Below are 18834 nucleotides of genomic sequence, written 5' to 3'. Positions count from 1 at the left end.
TTGATGCAAGGCTTACAAAGGACGACCGATGCCGTTGCAGGCGTTGGCGTTGTTGATGTCCAGGTTGTTGCCCGAGCTGTTGGTGATGAAGTTGGCGGTCACAGCGGTTTTCCAGTTGTTGGGTACTGGCGTGAAGCTGTGGGCCACGGTGGCAACGTTGTTGCCTGGGTTGCTGTAGTGGGTGGTCAGGAAGTTGCGCACAGCGGTGGCTACGGCAGCATCCTTGTAGCACTGGCCGAAGATGAAGTTGGTGTAAGCCACAATCGGGTAACCGCTGGCCGGGTTAGGCACGACTGGCGCCCACTGAGCCGGGTTGGCCGGTGCGGTTGGCAGCGCTGCGGTGCTCAGTGCCAGCGTCACGTTAGCGTTGGTTGGCTGGACGCCATTGACGCGGGCAACCACGGCGTTGCTGGCGGCATTCACGCCGTCCGGCCCCACATAGCCGATCGAACCGTCCACGGCGTTCACCGCAGTTGCCACATCAGCCGTGTTGGCGACGCCAACCCAAGTCGATGGCAACGTCGAACCGGCTGGCAGACGCGCGTTGGTGAAGGTCGTGTTGACCGCGAATTTGGTCGGGCAGATCGCGTTCAAGTGACGGCTGAGGATTTCAGTGGTGCCGCTCGAAGTGCTGCGATAAACCACGCGGATGGCGGTGGTGTCGGCAGTACCCAACAGCGCGCCCCAGGTAGTTTTGGTGCCCGACAGCGCATCGCACAGTTGAGCGCTGGTCAGGTTAAGCGCGGTCTGGCCGGATTTTTTATAGGGAATGGCAACCGAAGTGGCCACCGATGGCAGCTGGATCAACGGGCCGTAAGAAGCACCGAAGTTGGTGGTGTAGGTGTTCAGTTCCGCAGCGCTGAGAATCGAGTCGCTCGCGGCGAAGTGCACAGTGCCGGTGGTGCTGAACTGGGCAGCGTTGTTGGTCAGGAAAGCGCTTTTGCCGACGCCGCTACCGGTCACGGCGTAGCTGAAGTTGGCAGGCAGGATGCTGTTGGCAGAACCTTTGTACAGCGCGGCAGGCAGCGAGGCGCCACCACCGGTTACGGCCATGGCCTGGGCGGAAGCCAGAGCGGCGACGGTCAGTGAGGCGGCGATCAGAGTGCGCTTGAACATGAAGAATCTCCTTTTCAACTTGGTTTGGAACACAGGTTTCGGAAGGCTTGCATGACACCGGGAGGGTCCACCGCAGTGGAGCCGCAGGGAGAAATTCGCAGCTTCCGGTGACAGATAAAGGAAAAAACCTCGGGAGCTGCGGGGGGATTTTTGTGCGGATTTCTCGGGTGTTTGCGGGGTCTTGTGGGGCGTCTGGATCGCGGGTTTGACTGAATCGGGCTGGAGCCGTTGGCGCGTGGTTGCAGATGACAGAATGGAGAACCCGAGAATGGTGGAATCAAGGGTCGGGTGATGCCTGAGCCTTGGAAAAAAGACTGGATTATTTATCGTCCCTGCCGACCTCTTCGCGAGCAAGCCCGCTCCCACATTTGAAAATGCGTTCCCCTGTGGGAGCGGGCTTGCTCGCGAAGAGGCCCGCCCAGACACCATCAAATCACCAGGTACACCACTACTGCACCAACTGGTTGATCTCAATGATCGGCAACAACACCGCCATCACAATCACCAGCACCACCCCGCCCATCACCACGATCATCAGCGGCTCGAGCAACGCCGTCATGCCCATTGCCCGCCGTTCGATATCCCGCGACAACGTCTGCGCCGCGCGCTCGAGCATCGGCGGTAGCGAGCCGGTTTTCTCGCCGCTGGCGATCAGGTGAATCAGCACCGGCGGGAACACATTCTCCACCCGCAGCGCGGCGGCGAGATTGACGCCTTCGCGCACTTTCGCCGTGGCCTCGCTGACGCTCAGGCTCAAGCGGTCGTTGGACAGCGTCTGCCGTGCCGCTTCCAGTGCGCGCAACAGTGGCACGCCGGCCCCGCCGAGAATCGCCAGGGTCGAGGCGAATCGCGCAGTGTTCAAACCCAGGATAAAACGCCCAAACAGCGGCAACTTCAGCACCCGGTGATGCCAACTCAACCGCGCCGCCGGATTACGCAAATACAAACGCCAACTCCAGAACGCCCCGGCCATGAGCGCCGCGCACAACCAACCCCACGCGCGAATGAAATCACTGGCGGTGAGCATCGCCAGGGTCAACCCCGGCAAATCCTGCCGCGCTTGAGAGAACGCGCTGACCACCTGCGGCACCACGTAACTGAGCAGGAAAATCACAATGCCGATCGACACCAGCCCGACCACGCCCGGATAGATGAATGCGGTCAGAATCTTGCCGCGCAGGTTGTTGCGTTCCTCGATGTAATCGGCCAACCGTTCCATCACCTGGGCCAGATCGCCAGACTCTTCGCCAGCGGCGATCAGCGCCCGGTAAATCTCGGGAAAATCCCGTGGCCGCGACGCCAGCGATTCCGCCAGACGCATGCCGCTGCGCACGTCGGCGCGCACGGCGCTGAGGGTTTGGGCGATGTGCTTTTTCTCGGCCTGCTCAACCGTCGCGCTCAGCGCTGCTTCCAATGGCAGGCTGGCACCAAGCAGGCTCGCCAATTGGCGTGTGGCCCAGGCGAGGTCGTTGTCCGAGAGTTTGGCGCTGAACAAACCGCCGCCACCGTGTCGGGCGATATTGCTTTGCTCGTGCACCGACAGCGCTGTCAATCCGCGCCCGCGCAAGGCACTGAACGCCGCGCTCTGGCTGTCCGCCTCAAGGTGCCCGGACTCGATTTTTCCCGTGGCATCCGCCGCTTCAAAGCGATAGCGATTCATCAGGCGTCCCGTGTCACGCGAAGGATTTCTTCGGGAGCGGTGGCGCCGCTGCGAATCCAGCGCTCACCGTCCTCACGCAGGCTGAACATACCGGCTTTCGACGCCGCCGCGCGCAAGGCCTGCTCCCCTGCCCCTTGGTGAATCAGCGTGCGGATGTCGTCGTCGATGCAGAACAATTCGTGGATGCCGGTGCGGCCGCTGTAACCGGTTTGGTTGCACGCCGGGCAACCGACCGGACGCCAGGTTCCGGGCGTGGCCGGATCTTCCTGTTTGCATTGATTGCACAGGCGCCGCACCAAGCGCTGCGCGAGGACGCCTAGCATCGATGACGCGAGCAAAAACGGCTCAACACCCATGTCGATCAGGCGATTGACCGCCGACACGGCGTCGTTAGTGTGCAGCGTCGCCAGCACCAGATGCCCGGTGAGCGAGGCCTGCACAGCGATTTGCGCGGTCTCGAGATCGCGAATTTCACCGATCATGATGATGTCCGGGTCCTGGCGCAAAATCGCCCGCAGCGCGAGAGCAAAGGTCATGTCGATCTTGGCGTTGACCTGAATCTGGCTGATCCCCGGCAGGTCGTATTCCACCGGATCTTCCACGGTGAGAATGTTGCTGGTGCTCGCATCCAGCCGCGCCAGCGCCGCATAGAGGCTGGTGGTTTTGCCGCTGCCGGTCGGCCCGGTGACCAGGACGATGCCGTGGGGCTGGCGAATCAAATGGTCGAGTTTGGCCAGCACCTGCGCATCCATGCCCAAGGTTTCCAGATGCAAGCGCCCGGCCTGTTTGTCGAGCAGGCGCATCACTACCCGTTCGCCGTGGCCGGTCGGCACCGTCGACACACGAATATCGATCGGCCGCCCCGCTACGCGCAAGGCGATTCGACCATCCTGCGGCAGGCGTTTTTCGGCGATGTCGAGCTGGGCCATGATCTTGATCCGCGACACCAGCGCACCGTGCAACGCCTTGCGCGGCGAGACCACATCGCGCAGGGTGCCGTCGACGCGATAGCGCACCACCGAATGGGTTTCGAACGGTTCGATGTGAATGTCGCTGGCCTCGTCGCGCGCCGCCTGAGTCAGCAAGGCATTGATCATGCGGATCACCGGCGCACCGTCCTGGGTGTCGAGCAGGTCGGTGATTTCCGGCATGTCCTGCATCAGCCGATCAAGGTCGACTTCGTTTTCCGCAGCACCGACCACCGCAGCGGCGCTGCCGGTGTCGGAGTACGCGGCGGCGAGCAAGCCGTCGAGTTCGTCATCGCGCACCCGCTCAACCTGCGTCGCGCCGAACTGCCGACGCACTTCGCTGATCGACCAGCCGGGCGTTGACGGGCACACGGTCAGCACACCATTGCACAAGAGAATGCGCTGCGCCTTGGCCCAGGCATACGGCAACCGACTCAAGACAAACACCTCCCTGTAGGAGCTGCCGAAGGCTGCGATCTTTTGATCTTGCTCTTCGACGGACCCAAACGGCCAGAGATCAAAAGATCGCAGCCTTCGGCAGCTCCTACAGGTCCGATTTCCACATCAAGAGGTGGTGTCAGAGTCATTGGATGGGCACCGCTTTGATCGTTGCGCGCGGGCCTGATGTGGGTAAAACCGCCGGCACGCCTTGCGCAGATGCCGGCAATTGCGGCGCCTGCATGTCCGGCATCGCCCAACTGCGTTCCGGTTGCAAGCCGCCCTGCGCGCGGCGCATGAAGTCGTAGCGGTTGAGGGTGATGCTGCGCCCTGCTTCGCTGTCGCGGATGATGTACGGGCGCAGAAACACCATCAGGTTGGTCTTGCTGATCGCCCGGCGTTCGTTGCGAAACAACGCGCCGATGCCCGGAATCGTCGACAGCCACGGCACCGCATCATTGCTCTGGCTGTAACCGTCCTGCAGCAACCCGCCGAGCACCATGATCTGCCCATCGTCGAGCAGAATGCTGGTGTCGATCGCCCGCTTGTTGGTGACAATGCCCGCCGAGGTCACGCTGTTGGATGCACGCTCATCAATGCTGCTGACTTCCTGATAGATATCCAGCTTCACCGTGCCGCCCTCGGAAATCTGCGGGCGTACGTTGAGCTTGAGGCCGACCTCTTCGCGGGTCACGGTCTGGAACGGGTTGTTGCTGGTGCCCCCGCCGCCGGTGACGTAGCTGCCGCTGACAAACGGGATGGTCTGGCCGACAAAAATGCTCGCCGCTTCGTTGTCCAGCGTCAGCAGATTCGGCGTCGACAGCACATTGGTGCCGCCCTTGCTCTTCAGCGCCCGCGCCAACACTTTCAGGTCGAGAATCTTGCCGATGCCGGGGATGTCGACCGTGCCGTTGACGTAGCCAAGGTTCAAACCCTGCGGTAGTACGTCGATGCTGTTCTTCGCCCCCGTGTTGAGACCCGCGCCACCCAGATTGGCGCCACCGATCACACCTTTGCCGCCGAGATCGCCGGTCTGCCATTGCACACCGAATTCACTGGCATCGTCCTCGCCGACCTCGACGATCAGGCTCTCGATCACCACCTGCGCGCGACGCTGGTCAAGCAAATCGATGACTTCACGCAAGTTGCGATACAGCGGTTCCGGTGCAGAAATCAGCAGCGTGTTGGTGGTGGCGTCGGCCTGAATCGTCACGCCGCCAGCGCTGAAAGCGACGTTCTGTTCGTTGCTCTGCGTACCGCCACTGCCGGTGCCGCCACCACTGCCCTGCGCATAACTGCCGCCGGTTGCGCCGCTGCCAGTCGTCGTTGAAGTGCCAGTGCTCGGTGTGCTGCTCTGGCCGTTCTGCCCGGCGTTGCCGCCGGTGCTGCTGCCCATCGCGCTGAGCACCGAACGCGCCGCGTCGCTGCTGCCGCTGTCACTCTCACCGGTGAGCAAACCACGCAACGCCTGCGCAAGTTTCGCCGCCTGGGCGTTGCGCAGGTAAACCACATGCAGATTGCTCGGATTGCTCTGCGCGTTGTCGAGTTTGTAGATCAAATTGCGCGCCAACTCGGTACGCTCGGGGCTGCCGGCGCGGATGATGATGGAGTTCGAGCGCGGGTCGCCAATCACGGCGATTTTCTGCGTCGGATCATTGCCCGGCGCGTCGAGCAAGTCGGCCACCATCGGCGCGATATCGGCAGCGATGCCGTTCTGGATCTGCACCACATCGGTGTCGATCGCGCTCGGCGTGTCGATGCTCTCGATCAACTGCGCGACGCGGGTAAGGTTCTCGGCGTAATCGGTGATGACCACGGTGTTGTTGCCGGGATAGGCATTGATCGGATTGTTCGGCGAGACAATCGGGCGCAGCACCGGGATCAGGTTCACCGCGTTCTCATATTGCAGGCGAAACGTGCGCGTGAGCATGCCGTTGCCGGCCGGTTTGTCGGCGCTGTAGATCGGCCCGCCGAGCAGTTTTGCATCGGCCTCGGGAACCACCTGCGCCACGCCGCCGACATCGACCACGCTGAAGCCTTGCATGCGCAACGCCGCGAGCAGCATGTCGTAGGCCTGACGAGCCGGCACCTGGCCTTCCGAGACCAGGGTCAGATTGCCCTTGACCCGTGGATCGACGAGAAACTGCTGCCCGGTGGCCCGCGACAACGCCCGCACCACCGCTTGAATATCCGCCTCGACAAAATTCAGCGTCACCGGTTGCTCGCCCAACGGATTGCGCGGGGTCGCATTGCCCGGCGCAGCGCCAGCACCGCGCCCGCGCTGACTGATGTTGTGCAACTGCTTGGGCACCGGCCGCGCCTGAGCCTGCGCCCGTTCGCGATCGGCCACCGCATCGCCGCTGCGCTGGGTGTTGGCCAGCGGCCGGCCGAGTTCACTGTCGACCAACAGCGGCGGCTGGTTTTGCGGCGCCGTGGTGCTGTTGCACGCGCTCAATGCCATCAGCAACAACGGCAGCGCCAGACGTGCCGGTTTGCAGCGTGACTCCTTCATGAAGCTTCCTTAGCGCCCTGCGCCTGATCCATGCGAACGGTGCCTGACAAAATGCCGGCGGTGACATCGGTCGAGGTTTCGTTTGCGCGCTGCAACTGCGCCTCGACCACCTGCAGAGAAAGTTGTGATGGCTGGCTGAGCAGCCAGTCGAGCAGCGCATCGGCCGGCGCGGCGTCGACATTCAGCTGCCACGCGCCACCCTCCGCCGCTTGTAATTGGTAATGCCCGGCCAGCCCCGCCGCTTGCAGACTTTGCTCCAGCGACTGGCCAACGCTCTGCCCCTGCGGTCGCACGTTGACGCTACGCAACAGCACTTGCAGCGCCTCGGTTTGCGCGCGCAACTTGGGCGTTTCGCTCTGCCAAAAAGTGATCCTGGCCAACGGCGGCTTGACCAGCGTCAGCCAGATCAGCAGACCGATCAGCACCACAGCCATGGCGGCGACCATGCGTTTTTCGCGCAGCGCCAACGGCTGCCACCGCGCCTGCAACTGGCTGCTGAAACGCTGCAAGCGCGCACGGTAAATCGCCAGCGTCGTCCTACTCATCGTCTGCTCCGCTGTCGTCGTCATCGTTGGTGTTGGCGGTGGTTTCATCGCTCGGGCGCAAGGTCCAGCCTGCGTCATCGGCAGTCACGCTGATGCCGGCCTGGGCCAATGTGCTTTGCCAATCCTTGTCGTTGCCGCCACGGTTTGCATCGCTCACCAGCGCCAGCTGCAAAGCGCCGTCGCGGTAACTCAGGCGCTCGACACTGCCGGCCATGAACGGCATGCCCGTGCCGGCCTGCAACACCAGCCGATTGAAGTGCTGCGCCGGGTCATCGACCGCGCCTTTTTGCCGCTGCTCCAGTTGCTGACGCGCCTGTTGCAGCGGGTTGAGAATCACCGGCAATTCAGGAAACGCCTGTTTCACCCGCTGACTCATCTGCGCCTTGAGCTGCTGGCCCTGCCGAGCTTCGCGAGCGGCGTACATATTCAGCCCGATCACCCAGACTGCCACGGCCAAAGCCACACACCCGACAGCACGACCCCAGCCACGCTGCTCGCCGGCGGTTTGCTGCAGGCCACCGTGCAAACCCCAACTTGGCAAGGGGCCGACCCAGCGTTGTGTCGCGTCAGCTGCGAACGATGCCTCGTCCACTTCGTCACCGAGCAACGGCTCAACCTGCGCGCTGTTCAAACTCTCGCGTCTGAGTACGTGACCGTCCGCCATACACACGACAACATCCGGCAGCACCGGCAGGCTATAAGGCGCCGGATACAAACCGCGCAGACTCAACCCCGCCTGCTTGAGCACAGCGGATAAGCGCTGCAAATGCTGCCGCGAAACCCAGGCAATCTGCACCTGCCCGCTCGCATCGCGAGGGCTGTGGCCGATATGCATCTGGCTGCTGTCGCCGAGCATCAATGCCTGCGCCGCGCACTGCACAGCGGCCGCCGTTTTGTTCGCGGGCAACGGCGGCAGATCAATGCTGGCGAGCAGGCTGTCGGCCGGATGCAGAAAACACAGCAGCGGTGGTTGCTTCGGCAGTTGCCCTAACTGACTCAAAGTGAGCCGATCCTCACGGCTGACCTGCCCCTGACGATCCAGCCAGGCGCAGCTCACTTCGCTATGCAATGCCAGCTCCGCCAACGGCGGCAACGCGACGCGCAACTGGCTCATGCGCCCACCCGCGACCAGATCACCTGCGGCAGCCGATCCTCGCTGCGGTGCAGCAATGCGTCGAGGCTGACCCGACGCTGATCACGCCGCGCCTCACCGCGCAAACGAAACCAGTCGCTGGTGATGCCGACTTTGACGCTGCTCATTTCCAGCTGCGGCATGCGCAAGCGGTTGACAAAATCGCCGCGATTGATAAACCAGCGCCCGGCGTCACGCTCGGCGATCAACGCCGTCGCCCGCTCCAGCGAAAGCCCCGGCACGTACGCCGCCAGCACCTGCGCCGTGGCGGTGTTGCCGTTGATCCACGTCGTCGCGGGAATCACCGTCACGTAAGGCGTCAATTGGCCGATCAGCGCATCCGTCACGCCTTCGACGCTGCGCAAATCCTCCAGCGTGCGCAGCATCGGCACCTTCGGCGGTGGCGGTTTGTGATCGGCATCCGGCGAAGTGGCGCGGCCGCTGTCGAAACCGGCTTTGCCCGTCGCGCCAATCTGCGCATTCAGCAAATGCGGATAACCGGCAATCACCCGCTGACGAATGCGCTGGCCGACAACGGCACTCACACCAATCAGCTCGCACAAGCGCTCGAACGCCTGCACCTGCGCCTCATCGATGCGCTCATTGGCGACCAGATTGCGCAGGTTGAACTTGCCCTGCTCGTCCTCCAGCCGCCCGGCAAAACCCGCCGCCAGCAACGGCTGCGCCCAGGGCTGATCACGCCGGGTCAACGGATCACGCAGGCGCGCATCCCAGAGCAACTGCCGGCTGATCTCCAGACCACCCTGCGCGACCCAACGCCCCTGCACCCGCTGCTGATCGGCCTCCAGCGCCCGGGTCGCCACGCTCTGACGCGTCAACATCCCCGCCGCAATCACCGCCACCACGGCGGCAATCAACAACGCGCTGATAATCGCCATACCCCGTTGCTTCGCCCCGTTGAGCGAACCTGTGTTCACGGCCGGCCTTACAACTGCCAGGAACCGATATCGGCATTCACGCCATCGCCGTCCGGCTGGCCATCGGCGCCGAGGGAAAAGATATCGACCTCACCATTCGCGCCCGGGTTGAGGTACTGATAAGGCCGGCCCCACGGGTCATTAGGCAAACGCTCCAGATACGAACGCCAGTTGCTGTTCTTCGCATCCGCCGGTCGCTCGACCAACACCTTCAGCCCCTGATTCATGCTCGGATACGTGCCGTGATCGAGGCGATACAACTTCAACGCCTGCATCAACCCACCAATATCCTGCTTCGCCGCCGTCGCCCGTGCCTGATCCGGCCGGTCGAGCACCTTGGGCACCACCATCGCCGCCAGAATCCCCAGAATCACCACCACCACCATGATCTCGATCAAGGTAAAACCCTGCTGGCTACGCGGCATGCGCGGCGACTGACTGAGCGTGTTCAAAGGTGCGATATCCATCTCGACATTCCCTGGCTTGATCCGAATTCGACGCGCAGTGTTGCAAGAAGATATGTCAGGGATGTTGAAAATCCTCGGGTGTTTTCGTCGTCAAGCCGTCAAGGACGGGGGTTAGCGTCGAGGGCTGGGTTTCGATTTTGGGCCATGTATGCGCGCGCGAACGCGAGAGGAAGGATTCACCCTGATTGAAGTGCTGGTGGCACTGGCGATCATCGCCGTCGCCATGTCCGCCGCCGTGCGTGTGGCGGGGTTGATGACGCAGAGTAATGGGCTGTTGCGCGATAGATCGATCGCGCTGATTGCCGCGCAGAGTCGGATGGCGGAGTTGCGGTTGGAGGGGCGATTGCCGAATGGGGTGAAGGCTGTTGAATGTGATCAAGGACGGCTTATGTTGCGCTGTGAACAGGTGATCGCCAGCGCAGAGAATGGGCGGCTGCTCAGGATTGGAATCCAAGTATTCGACCGCAACCAAGACGCCCCACCGTTGGCCAAGCTTGAGACGTTGCTAAGCCGCCCGGAAAACCAATCGCCCTGATTCTCCCGAAACGTCGAACCATCAAACTAACCTGATCCTACAAAAAACCTCTGTATTTCCCATACAGCCAAAGCAGTGACGTCCCGCCGCACACGAAATAGCCGACATGAAATGGACTCGTCGCCCAGAACCTGAGTCCTCTGGGAAGGCGTTGAACGGCGTCGATCAGCAAGGGTTCCTGCCGTTGGATACTCTTGGATGTAATCAACCGACTGACAGCGGTCATCCGCTGAGTTCTCGAGTAAAAACTTCCCCCTGACGAACCACAGTCCATGGATAGGTACAGCCACTCAGCAAAGTGTTTTTCCAGAGCATCGAGTTTTGTATAAACGGCATAAAAAATCATTGCGCAGTTGATCACGCCCATCAAGATTTGCACCCCACATGCCCAGGCAAATACTGTGCTGGTGATTTCCATTACTCGGAATACTCATGAATTTCTTGTCCCACTAACTCTCCTAGCTCTGTCATCTTTGTTCCTGTCTCCACGGAACCTGCCGCACCGACCACAAGCACACACACAAGTTTTCCCATTCCTTTCAATTTCGCACACACCGCCAAACCTACTTTCCCTCCGATATATCCACCAGCAAGAGCTCCAGCGGTACCGCCGACCATTTTCCCTCCCTCGACAAACCTCACTTGCCTGCATTCCGCCTCGCGGTCGGACGCGCAGACCTCGTAGATTTTTGAGCTGGATGCGCCCAGTTGCAGACCTATGCCGAGATAACCACCTCCCTTCATGAACTTCGCTGCTCTGGCAACGCCCGCAATGTTGGTCGCATATCCGGGCAGTTGTGCCGGTGCACCTGCTTTACCCCACCGGTGAACAATTCGGCGGGTGGACAATCCCAGTGCACGTTTGAGTTTTGGATGATCTGGCAGACCGGAACCTTTGCGTACCAGCGGCCCAAGGCTGGCATCCAGTTTCACCATCAGGCGTTTGCGTTTGGCAAAGAACTCCGGCGAATGCAGATGGCGATGTTGGGTGTATTGCTGCTGATGCAGTTGCTCCAACGCTTTGAGGGTGTTTTTCAATCCTTCCAGATGCTGCCCGATCATGAATGACGCAACGCCCAATGTGCCTGCCGACACCTCCAGAAACGGCTCAATGACCTCATGATGCTCAACCATGAACGAAGCTTCTTCATCCGAAAGATCTTTCAACGCCTCGTTCACCTTCTCCGCAGCCGCCATCATTTGTGCTTCTTCGCGTCGGCACATGTAGTTACGTGAGTCGCTGAACAAGACCATTTGCCCAGGCTTGACCCGCTCACCGAGATGTCGATTGAGTGAACGGAATTCGCGACGCAGTGAGTCGCCGGGACTGATTTCGTACAACTCCCGTTCAAGCGCCGCTAGCGTCATGGGTTTCTGAACGATGTGAAAACCCGATTCAGCCGGTTGCGGCAAGGTGTAGGCGTGTTCCTCCACCAAGTGTTGTGCAGGAGGTGGCTCGGGTTTGGGGTTGAAGGCATTCCAGGAGGCGCCGCCGTTGTCTGTAGCCATGCGCGGCTTCACCAGTGCCCAATCACCGTTACGCACAGCATCGATGAGTTTTCGCTCATTTGCGCCTTGCATGTAGTTGCTACGGTGCAGGCCCATGGCGTTTAACAAGTCGTCGAATCCGGGCAAGTCGTCCGGACGACTCAATGCCTGTCGGAACTGCTCCATGGCTTCGTAGGCATCGAGGATCTGCTCTCGCTGCCCATGGAACTCGCTTAGCGGGATGAGTCTGGTCACATCCGTGTCCCGTTCTGAAAACGCAGGACTTTGGCGAACGGACTCAGGTTTGAATGCAGGACGGATCGGTGTCCGTTGTAGGGAAAATCCGGCTTTCTGACTTACAGACGCCGCGCTCAAATCATCAATGTTTTATGGCGGCACTGGGTGGGGCAGAAAATAGATCCGTCACCAATGTTTGCTCCCACAGGTGTCAGCGTCCTACACAACATCTGCAATCAGCATAAAACCCTGTGGGAGCGAACTTGCTCGCGAAAGCGCCAGCCCTGATAACAAATCATCTTTCTGGCGCCCACAGACATCTACCTCACCCCGCCACCTCCAAATTATCCATCACCCGATTCACCGCCAGCTCCCCCAACATGATCAGTTGAGCAACCCCCAACAACGCCCGCCGCTGCGGCGCCGGCAACAAACTGGAAATGTCCTGAGCAATCGCCTTCGCCGAAGCAAGCGTTTCACTCGCATCCGCCAGCAGTTCTTCATTCTTGGTATCCGCCGTCACCGCATACATCCCCCGCGCCTTACGTGGCGGAGGCAGGAGATTGTTTGGCGACAGGTAATGATCGAGCGCGCGGTCAGCGGCTTCGTGGAGTTTGTTGGAATCGAGGGATTCGTAGGGAGACGTGGGATCGGTTTCGGGCGGGTTGGGGGTTGGTTTGATCATGGTGAAGCTCCTTGATTATTGGAGCCGCCACGTTTCGCTGCGAAACGAAGAGAGGTGGCAGCTGTACGCAGGTTCGCAGACCGGGAATCAAGGAACCCGGCATACCCGAAGGTATCCCGCGCACAGCCGCCATAAAGCACCATTGCCAAGAATGACAACGAACTGGAGCGCTGTGCGCCTTGATTGATCCGGGCTGCGAAACCCGATCGCTGATTCGTCAGCGACAGGCCCACAATAGAACCCGCCCCCTAGGCGCACAAGCCGGCGGATTCTGGCGTAGCTGTAGGCAAAGGCGCAAGGATGCGTAGCCTAGGAGAGTGACTGGAGATGTCTTTCTAAACGTTGGCGTTTATCGGGACCTTCATGCCGAGGACTGATTTAAGAATCGGGTGGTGGGGTAAAACGATGCCCTTTTTCGCCAACCTGGTGAGTTGCCTTTTAATCTTGGCAAACAGTCGAGCGCGCCTATCGGAAAACTCTGAGCTACGCAAGTGACCGTATCGCGGAAAATTTTCTGATGCAGAATTTCGATTGCCTTCAGAGAGGTTTTAACGTCGCCCACGACCTTGACGAAGATCGATTCATCAACACCGATTGATGTCGAGCCTTGCGAAAGACGGGTTCTGTCTGGTTCTGATAGCGAACCATGAAGCTCTCTTCTTCGTCAGCCATGGGCTTGAGTGCCGCATCCCCCCCTTTCCGTGGCTCTTCCATGACCAACACTTCGTTACGTGCACGCGGCGGATTGTTCGGATCGCTCAAAATTATGCCGCCCTTGGCCAAGAGCGGAGCATCACGGAGGACCGCACCGGGCCACAAGCGATCATTATGTCGCTAAAAAGCAGAGCTATTCATCTGATGGGGATAGAGAACCATCCAGCGCGAGCCCATTGCTGATGGTGCTACAATGCTATCATCTAAGAATCAGGGATGACGCACATGCTCAAAATACGCATGCTTAAAGCTGGCAATGGCGACTGCATCAGCATAACCACCGAATCTGAATTTATCTTGATTGACGGAGGCACCGCTCAATCATTTGAGGATTGGAAAGAACATATAATTGATAAAACAAAGGTTATAAACACTCTCATTGTAACGCATATAGATAACGATCATGTCAATGGCATTATAAAGCTTCTTCAGCACGAAAAATGCCCTGAAATCCTAAACATCTTATTTAATGGCGCCGAACAATTTTTTGGTAAGCCACACGAAGATCGTGCAACAAGTTACTTGACAGATCGCAAATTGCAAGCACTCGCTTGTGAGCTAACAACCCCAGAGGAAAACATACGCATAGGGTACTCAGAGGGAACATCGCTCTCGTATACTATCAACACAAGAGGACTCAAGTGCAATGAGGTAGTCTCCGGCGAGGCTATTTACAGGGAAAAACTCCCCCAATTCAATATAGGCCTGATTAAATTCACAATTATTGGACCACAAAAATCTTCACTCGACGCATTAATAGAAAGCTGGAAGGACCAACTAAACTCAAAGCTAATTAAACCTAAAATAATAAACAAAACATATTATGAAGCCTTTGATTTATATGCCAGTTCTCTAACCCCATCGCCAACCGACTATCCGATATCCAACATAACATCGCGCACTATTAAATCGCTGGCTAGCGAACCTTTTGTGGAAGACACGTCACCAACCAACATGAGCAGCCTTTCCTTATTAATAGAGGATGGCGATAAACGCATTTTGTGTCTTGGCGACTGCTATCCAAGCACAGTAATTTCGTGGCTTGACGACAATAATATTCAAAAGCTAAAAGTGGACGCTGTAAAAGTTTCTCATCACGGGAGTAGAAGCAGTACAAGCATGGAGTTGCTAGATCGTCTCGACTGCTCCATTTATATGATCAGCACAAACGGCAAGTCTCACGGGCACCCAAACCTTGAAACTTTAGCTAGAATTGCAGAAACAAATAAATCAAAAACCACGCGAATAATAACAAACTATAGGCTTGAGAATATCCCTCAATGGTTCTTTAAAGAAATCCAAGACAAATACTCAAACGTTACCATAGAGATAAATGACCGCGAGATTGAGCTGTGAACACTACAATCCCAAGCGAATACAAATCCGATTCAGTGTATATTCTAGAGGCGATCAAAAAGGATGACAGCGGCAACATCCTAAATGAAGTGCGCGGCACTTGCTTTGCGATATCACCGACATTTCTACTTACCGCCAATCATATAATTGCTGATTCAGACGAACTTAGAATCTATTTCTCAAGTAACAACTTTGATGAAAGTATCTTTTCATTTGCCAAATGCGTTTATTCGAATGAATCAAAGGACTTCTGCATTCTTGAAGCTGAGGACGTAGCACCAAACTCTATCGGACTATACTCAACCAGCATTAGCTTAGATGTAGAAGTTAAATCTTGTGGATTTCCAATTGAGAAACAGCATTATTGCACCCCCATAAGCGTAAAGGTATCTAACGTATTTGAGCACATTACCAGCAGGCAATACAGCTTTGAAGTTTCGCAGTCGGATTACGTTAGCGTATACAAGGGTATGTCGGGTTCCCCGGTGTTGCATGACGGATTATGCGTAGGTCTTCTGCTCGTACAACAGGGCAGTAACACCTTATATGCTGTATCAGTCAAAGATATTTTAGCCGACTCGGCCGCGCTTGAGATCACCCATGCCTTGAATCTAGATGTCAGGATCCAAGAGGGAATACATTATACAGCTCCTGATCATCCGGCATCACCATTCACTTACTGCATAAATTGCAATGTCGGACAACCAAACATTAAAGGGATCGATATCGGATTCACGATGAAAGTGTGGAATCTTAGTAGTTTGACAGAAACTGTTTATGACTGGATCATTGACTATTGCCTTTCACATAAAGAGAAGGCAAATTTTAGTGGCCCCGAAAGAGGTCTATTCAAACACGCAAGAGCTAATTATCCCGCCAACGACATGAATGCATTAGGCGATTTATTTTTGCATATCGCCATACGTGATTCATATAAAACAATTCCTATTATGAACAAAGTATTCGACATGAACAACAAGACTTTCTCTTGCACTCATGTCGTATTAAATCTTGACGACATTGAATTATGGATCGGCGCCTCCTCAGTTAGCACCAACATCGATGAAGCCGTAACTGCTGCCATTAGAAACATTGAGTACATAGTAAGCTTGACAACATTAAAGCAGCGATTATTTATGCTTACAGCGGAAATCGACGAGTCTTGGCCACATACAGATAAGCTTAAAAGACTGGCTAACTCTGGCCTCACCATTGACGAAAGATTCGACAAAATAATTATCCCAGTGTTTTTGATGCATGATAGTTCAATAATCACTAATTACGACCAAAACTCATTCATCCAACTTTTCAACGACCGCATACAAGAGTGTAGAAACATCCTTGTCAAGGCAATCAGATCAGATCTAATTGATCTAATAAATTTACGAATTTTTTATTTTCCCGTATCGGATGTTTCAATCGTAAATGAGGCCTTAGTAAAGGAGCTTAATTCATGACCTCTTGGTACGAAGATTCAAAAGCCAGCTTAAGCAATCCTGAGTTCGATCAATGGGATGATTTTCTGATATCGCTTGTGAACGAATATAACAGACACGAGCAGCAGCACTTAATACAAGATATTGTTATCAGATCAATGGAGCGAAAGGGCGAGATAGAAAATTCTTTCATTTTGGATCATTTGCTAGGTGAATTAGGATTATATCCTTACGTTGAAACCACCGATAATACAAGTAAGGATTTATTTAGGCGTAGCATTTTTACCACACCTCAAGATGAAAACAAAATATTTCACATCCGCCAAGCCGAGGTATTTCACAGAATAATAAATGGCGAGAATATTATCCTGAGTGCGCCTACCAGCTTTGGGAAAAGCTTAATCATAGAAGCACTAATTGCAAGTCGGAAATTTACTAATATTGCCATTGTTGTTCCTACGATCGCATTGATGGACGAGCTTAAAAAGAAGCTATATAAGTATAGTAAAACCTATAAAATCATTACTCAGGTTACGCAAAGATCAGATCAGAGCAATATATACATCCTGACTCAAGAAAGAGTACTTGAACATATAGATCTTGGGAAAATAGATTTCTTTATAATAGACGAATTTTACAAATTAGGACCTACAACAAAGAATGATGAGCGATGTGATAGATTGAACCTTGCTTTCAAAAAGCTCTATGCGAAATGCAAACGCTTTTACATGCTGGGCCCGAGAATAAATGGGTTAGCGGCGGGAATTGAAGACGAGCTTAGATGTACTTTTTTGAAATTTGACTCTTACGCTACTGTAGCTACTAACGAATTTTTCCATCCGATAGTTAGCAAGGGGAAAGACGCTGATAAGGACTTGGAAAGGGATGCCATACTTTTACATATTTTAAAATCCTTTGAGAAGGATGAGCAAACTGTTATCTACTGCAAGTCCCCAAAAAGAGCTAGTTCCCTGTTAGTCAAGTTACTTGACTCTGGACTGTTCAATAAAAAAAATCGCAATGAAGATTTTTCAATCTGGCTTGGCGAAAACTTTCATTTTGACTGGTCGCTAGTTGAAGGACTCAAACACGGCATCGCCTATCATCACTCGCAATTACCGAGAGCAGTTGCTTCTTTGATAGTAGACTACTTTAACAGCTCGGATATCAATATTATCATTTGCACTTCTACGCTTATCGAGGGAGTCAACACCAACGCCAAGAATATCATTATATATGACGACTGCATTACCAGAAGAACCAAGCTTGATATGTTTACATTTAACAATATCGCGGGCAGATCTGGAAGGATGTTTGAGCACTTTGTGGGAAATGTATTTATCCTTGGTGAAAAGCCTCAAAATGAACTGCCGTTCATCGACATGCCGATAATCACGCAGAGTGAAAATGCATCTGATTCACTCCTTTTGCATATGGGCAATGAAGTTAGCGGATCGAACAAAGAAAAGATACAAAGATATTATGAGCAGGAAGCCATTCCTATTTCGTTAATTCTTAAGCACCAGGGAATCCATCCGAGCAAGCTTGTCGAGTTTGCTAATGCACTGATCGAAAAGTGCAATACCTGGAACAGTCTTATGCGCTGGGATGGCATATACCCAACTAGCAGCCAACTGATGCATCTATCCAAGATATTATTCAAATATTTCAATGTATCATCAATGGGCGGGGGCGCCGTCCGCACCGACACACAATTACATAAAAAAATGATTGATATCATCAACAAGGTTGACGACAAGGTACTGATCATCCAAGACCAAAAATTTTGGGCTAATCGCTCGGCCAGCTACAACATTGATGATGCGATACAGGCTGTTTTTAACTTTAAGAAAAATTTAATAAACTACAACCTTCCGAAAATAATTTATGCAATAAGTGATATTCAAGAACTGATATTCAAACGATTTTCCTATCCATTTGGCGACTACAAACCTTTCGCTTCCACGCTTGAAAATTTCTACTTCCCCCCTGCTGTGAACTCGCTTGAGGAATTCGGCATTCCGATTCAGATTACAAAGAAGATTCTTGATAATAATAATTTTGACGACATGAATATAGACCAATATATAACAAAACTAAAGTCAATCCCTATGAAAAACCTTACATATCTTACTGAATTTGAAACGCACATTTTGAAGCACGCTCTTTCTTATATGTAAGGTTACGGCAATGAAAAATACATTAGCATTCGGTCATCACAACTATTCTATCCAACTACTAAACCAAAATATACAAACCATAAGTAGACATGATTTATAACTGCGTCATCGGGCCATTGTGGTGCGACTGCGAAAAAAACTCGAATATACGCGAGCGCAGTGCACCCGCCTATTGAGCACTTTCACTTGCCTTATCGTGTTTACCGATGGACTACAGACAGTGGCATCGCCCATAATTTTTTAGTCTTCTCAGCTTTACTAGTTAATAAAGCGTCACAGTTTAAAATAACAACGATAGTTCCTTTTCGGCCGACAGTTTTCACTTATATGATACTTTTTCTACCCGAGAGCAAGCATTAGTATTCTTCGTCTGTAAGTCTAATCCTTAACAAGCTACTTTTGCTGGCAACCCAGCAAACGGCAAAGA

15 protein-coding genes are annotated in these 18834 nt (G+C 54.8%); 4 read left to right on the top strand and 11 right to left on the bottom strand.

Going from position 1 to position 18834, the window contains the following annotated elements:
• Window positions 1-12: 12 nt before the first annotated feature.
• From ACIGDJ_RS06900 to gspG, 8 genes are all read right to left on the bottom strand, one after another.
• Window positions 13-1116: a substrate-binding domain-containing protein gene (locus tag ACIGDJ_RS06900; RefSeq protein ID WP_101157133.1), complete on the bottom strand. Its 1104-nt coding sequence runs from the start codon at window positions 1114-1116 to the stop codon at window positions 13-15.
• A gap of 448 nt (window positions 1117-1564) precedes the next feature.
• Complete coding sequence (gene gspF, locus ACIGDJ_RS06895; protein WP_101157131.1) at window positions 1565-2776, bottom strand: type II secretion system inner membrane protein GspF; 1212 nt, start codon at window positions 2774-2776, stop codon at window positions 1565-1567.
• Window positions 2776-4182 carry a type II secretion system ATPase GspE gene (gene gspE / locus ACIGDJ_RS06890; RefSeq protein ID WP_101157129.1) on the bottom strand — a complete coding sequence of 469 codons (1407 nt, stop codon included), beginning with the start codon at window positions 4180-4182 and terminating at the stop codon, window positions 2776-2778. Before gspE ends, gspF begins: the two co-directional genes overlap by 1 nt.
• Before the next feature lie 145 nt (window positions 4183-4327).
• Window positions 4328-6694 carry a type II secretion system secretin GspD gene (gspD, locus tag ACIGDJ_RS06885; RefSeq protein ID WP_397478483.1) on the bottom strand — a complete coding sequence of 789 codons (2367 nt, stop codon included), beginning with the start codon at window positions 6692-6694 and terminating at the stop codon, window positions 4328-4330.
• Window positions 6691-7239, bottom strand: a complete 549-nt coding sequence (gene gspM / locus ACIGDJ_RS06880) for a type II secretion system protein GspM (RefSeq protein ID WP_397478484.1) — start codon at window positions 7237-7239, stop codon at window positions 6691-6693. Before gspM ends, gspD begins: the two co-directional genes overlap by 4 nt.
• Complete coding sequence (gene gspL, locus ACIGDJ_RS06875) at window positions 7232-8353, bottom strand: type II secretion system protein GspL (RefSeq protein WP_397478485.1); 1122 nt, start codon at window positions 8351-8353, stop codon at window positions 7232-7234. Before gspL ends, gspM begins: the two co-directional genes overlap by 8 nt.
• Window positions 8350-9270: a type II secretion system minor pseudopilin GspK gene (gene gspK, locus ACIGDJ_RS06870; protein ID WP_313001779.1), complete on the bottom strand. Its 921-nt coding sequence runs from the start codon at window positions 9268-9270 to the stop codon at window positions 8350-8352. Before gspK ends, gspL begins: the two co-directional genes overlap by 4 nt.
• A 47-nt stretch (window positions 9271-9317) precedes the next feature.
• Window positions 9318-9776, bottom strand: a complete 459-nt coding sequence (gene gspG, locus ACIGDJ_RS06865; RefSeq protein ID WP_024013159.1) for a type II secretion system major pseudopilin GspG — start codon at window positions 9774-9776, stop codon at window positions 9318-9320.
• Window positions 9777-9924: 148 nt separating this feature from the next.
• Between gspG and gspI the strand changes: the two genes are divergently transcribed.
• Complete coding sequence (gene gspI, locus ACIGDJ_RS06860) at window positions 9925-10311, top strand: type II secretion system minor pseudopilin GspI (RefSeq protein ID WP_397478486.1); 387 nt, start codon at window positions 9925-9927, stop codon at window positions 10309-10311.
• Between the two features lie 37 nt (window positions 10312-10348).
• Here the strand turns inward: gspI and ACIGDJ_RS06855 are convergent, their stop codons facing one another.
• From ACIGDJ_RS06855 to ACIGDJ_RS06845, 3 genes are all read right to left on the bottom strand, one after another.
• Complete coding sequence (locus tag ACIGDJ_RS06855) at window positions 10349-10729, bottom strand: hypothetical protein (protein WP_101157116.1); 381 nt, start codon at window positions 10727-10729, stop codon at window positions 10349-10351.
• Window positions 10729-12054 carry a hypothetical protein gene (locus ACIGDJ_RS06850; RefSeq protein ID WP_397478487.1) on the bottom strand — a complete coding sequence of 442 codons (1326 nt, stop codon included), beginning with the start codon at window positions 12052-12054 and terminating at the stop codon, window positions 10729-10731. The genes ACIGDJ_RS06855 and ACIGDJ_RS06850 overlap by 1 nt, the downstream gene beginning before the upstream one ends.
• A 307-nt stretch (window positions 12055-12361) precedes the next feature.
• Window positions 12362-12721, bottom strand: a complete 360-nt coding sequence (locus ACIGDJ_RS06845) for a DUF6124 family protein (protein WP_397478488.1) — start codon at window positions 12719-12721, stop codon at window positions 12362-12364.
• Window positions 12722-13660: 939 nt separating this feature from the next.
• Here ACIGDJ_RS06845 and ACIGDJ_RS06840 point away from each other — a divergent pair.
• The 3 genes from ACIGDJ_RS06840 to ACIGDJ_RS06830 are packed head-to-tail and all read left to right on the top strand — an operon-like array spanning window position 13661 to window position 18407.
• On the top strand, window positions 13661-14791 hold the full coding sequence (locus ACIGDJ_RS06840) for a ComEC/Rec2 family competence protein (RefSeq protein ID WP_397478489.1): 1131 nt from the start codon (window positions 13661-13663) through the stop codon (window positions 14789-14791).
• Window positions 14788-16248 (top strand): Hachiman antiphage defense system protein HamA, encoded by a 1461-nt coding sequence (locus ACIGDJ_RS06835; protein WP_397478490.1) that lies wholly within the window; start codon window positions 14788-14790, stop codon window positions 16246-16248. Before ACIGDJ_RS06840 ends, ACIGDJ_RS06835 begins: the two co-directional genes overlap by 4 nt.
• Entirely contained in the window at window positions 16245-18407 is a 2163-nt protein-coding gene (locus ACIGDJ_RS06830; RefSeq protein WP_397478491.1) for a DEAD/DEAH box helicase, read from the top strand. The genes ACIGDJ_RS06835 and ACIGDJ_RS06830 overlap by 4 nt, the downstream gene beginning before the upstream one ends.
• Window positions 18408-18834 lie beyond the last annotated feature (427 nt).

It is taken from the genome of Pseudomonas sp. NPDC079367, assembly GCF_044542195.1.
Lineage (GTDB): Bacteria > Pseudomonadota > Gammaproteobacteria > Pseudomonadales > Pseudomonadaceae > Aquipseudomonas.
Note: the sequence above shows the minus strand (reverse complement) of the source record. Positions and strands in the feature narration are given on the sequence as shown.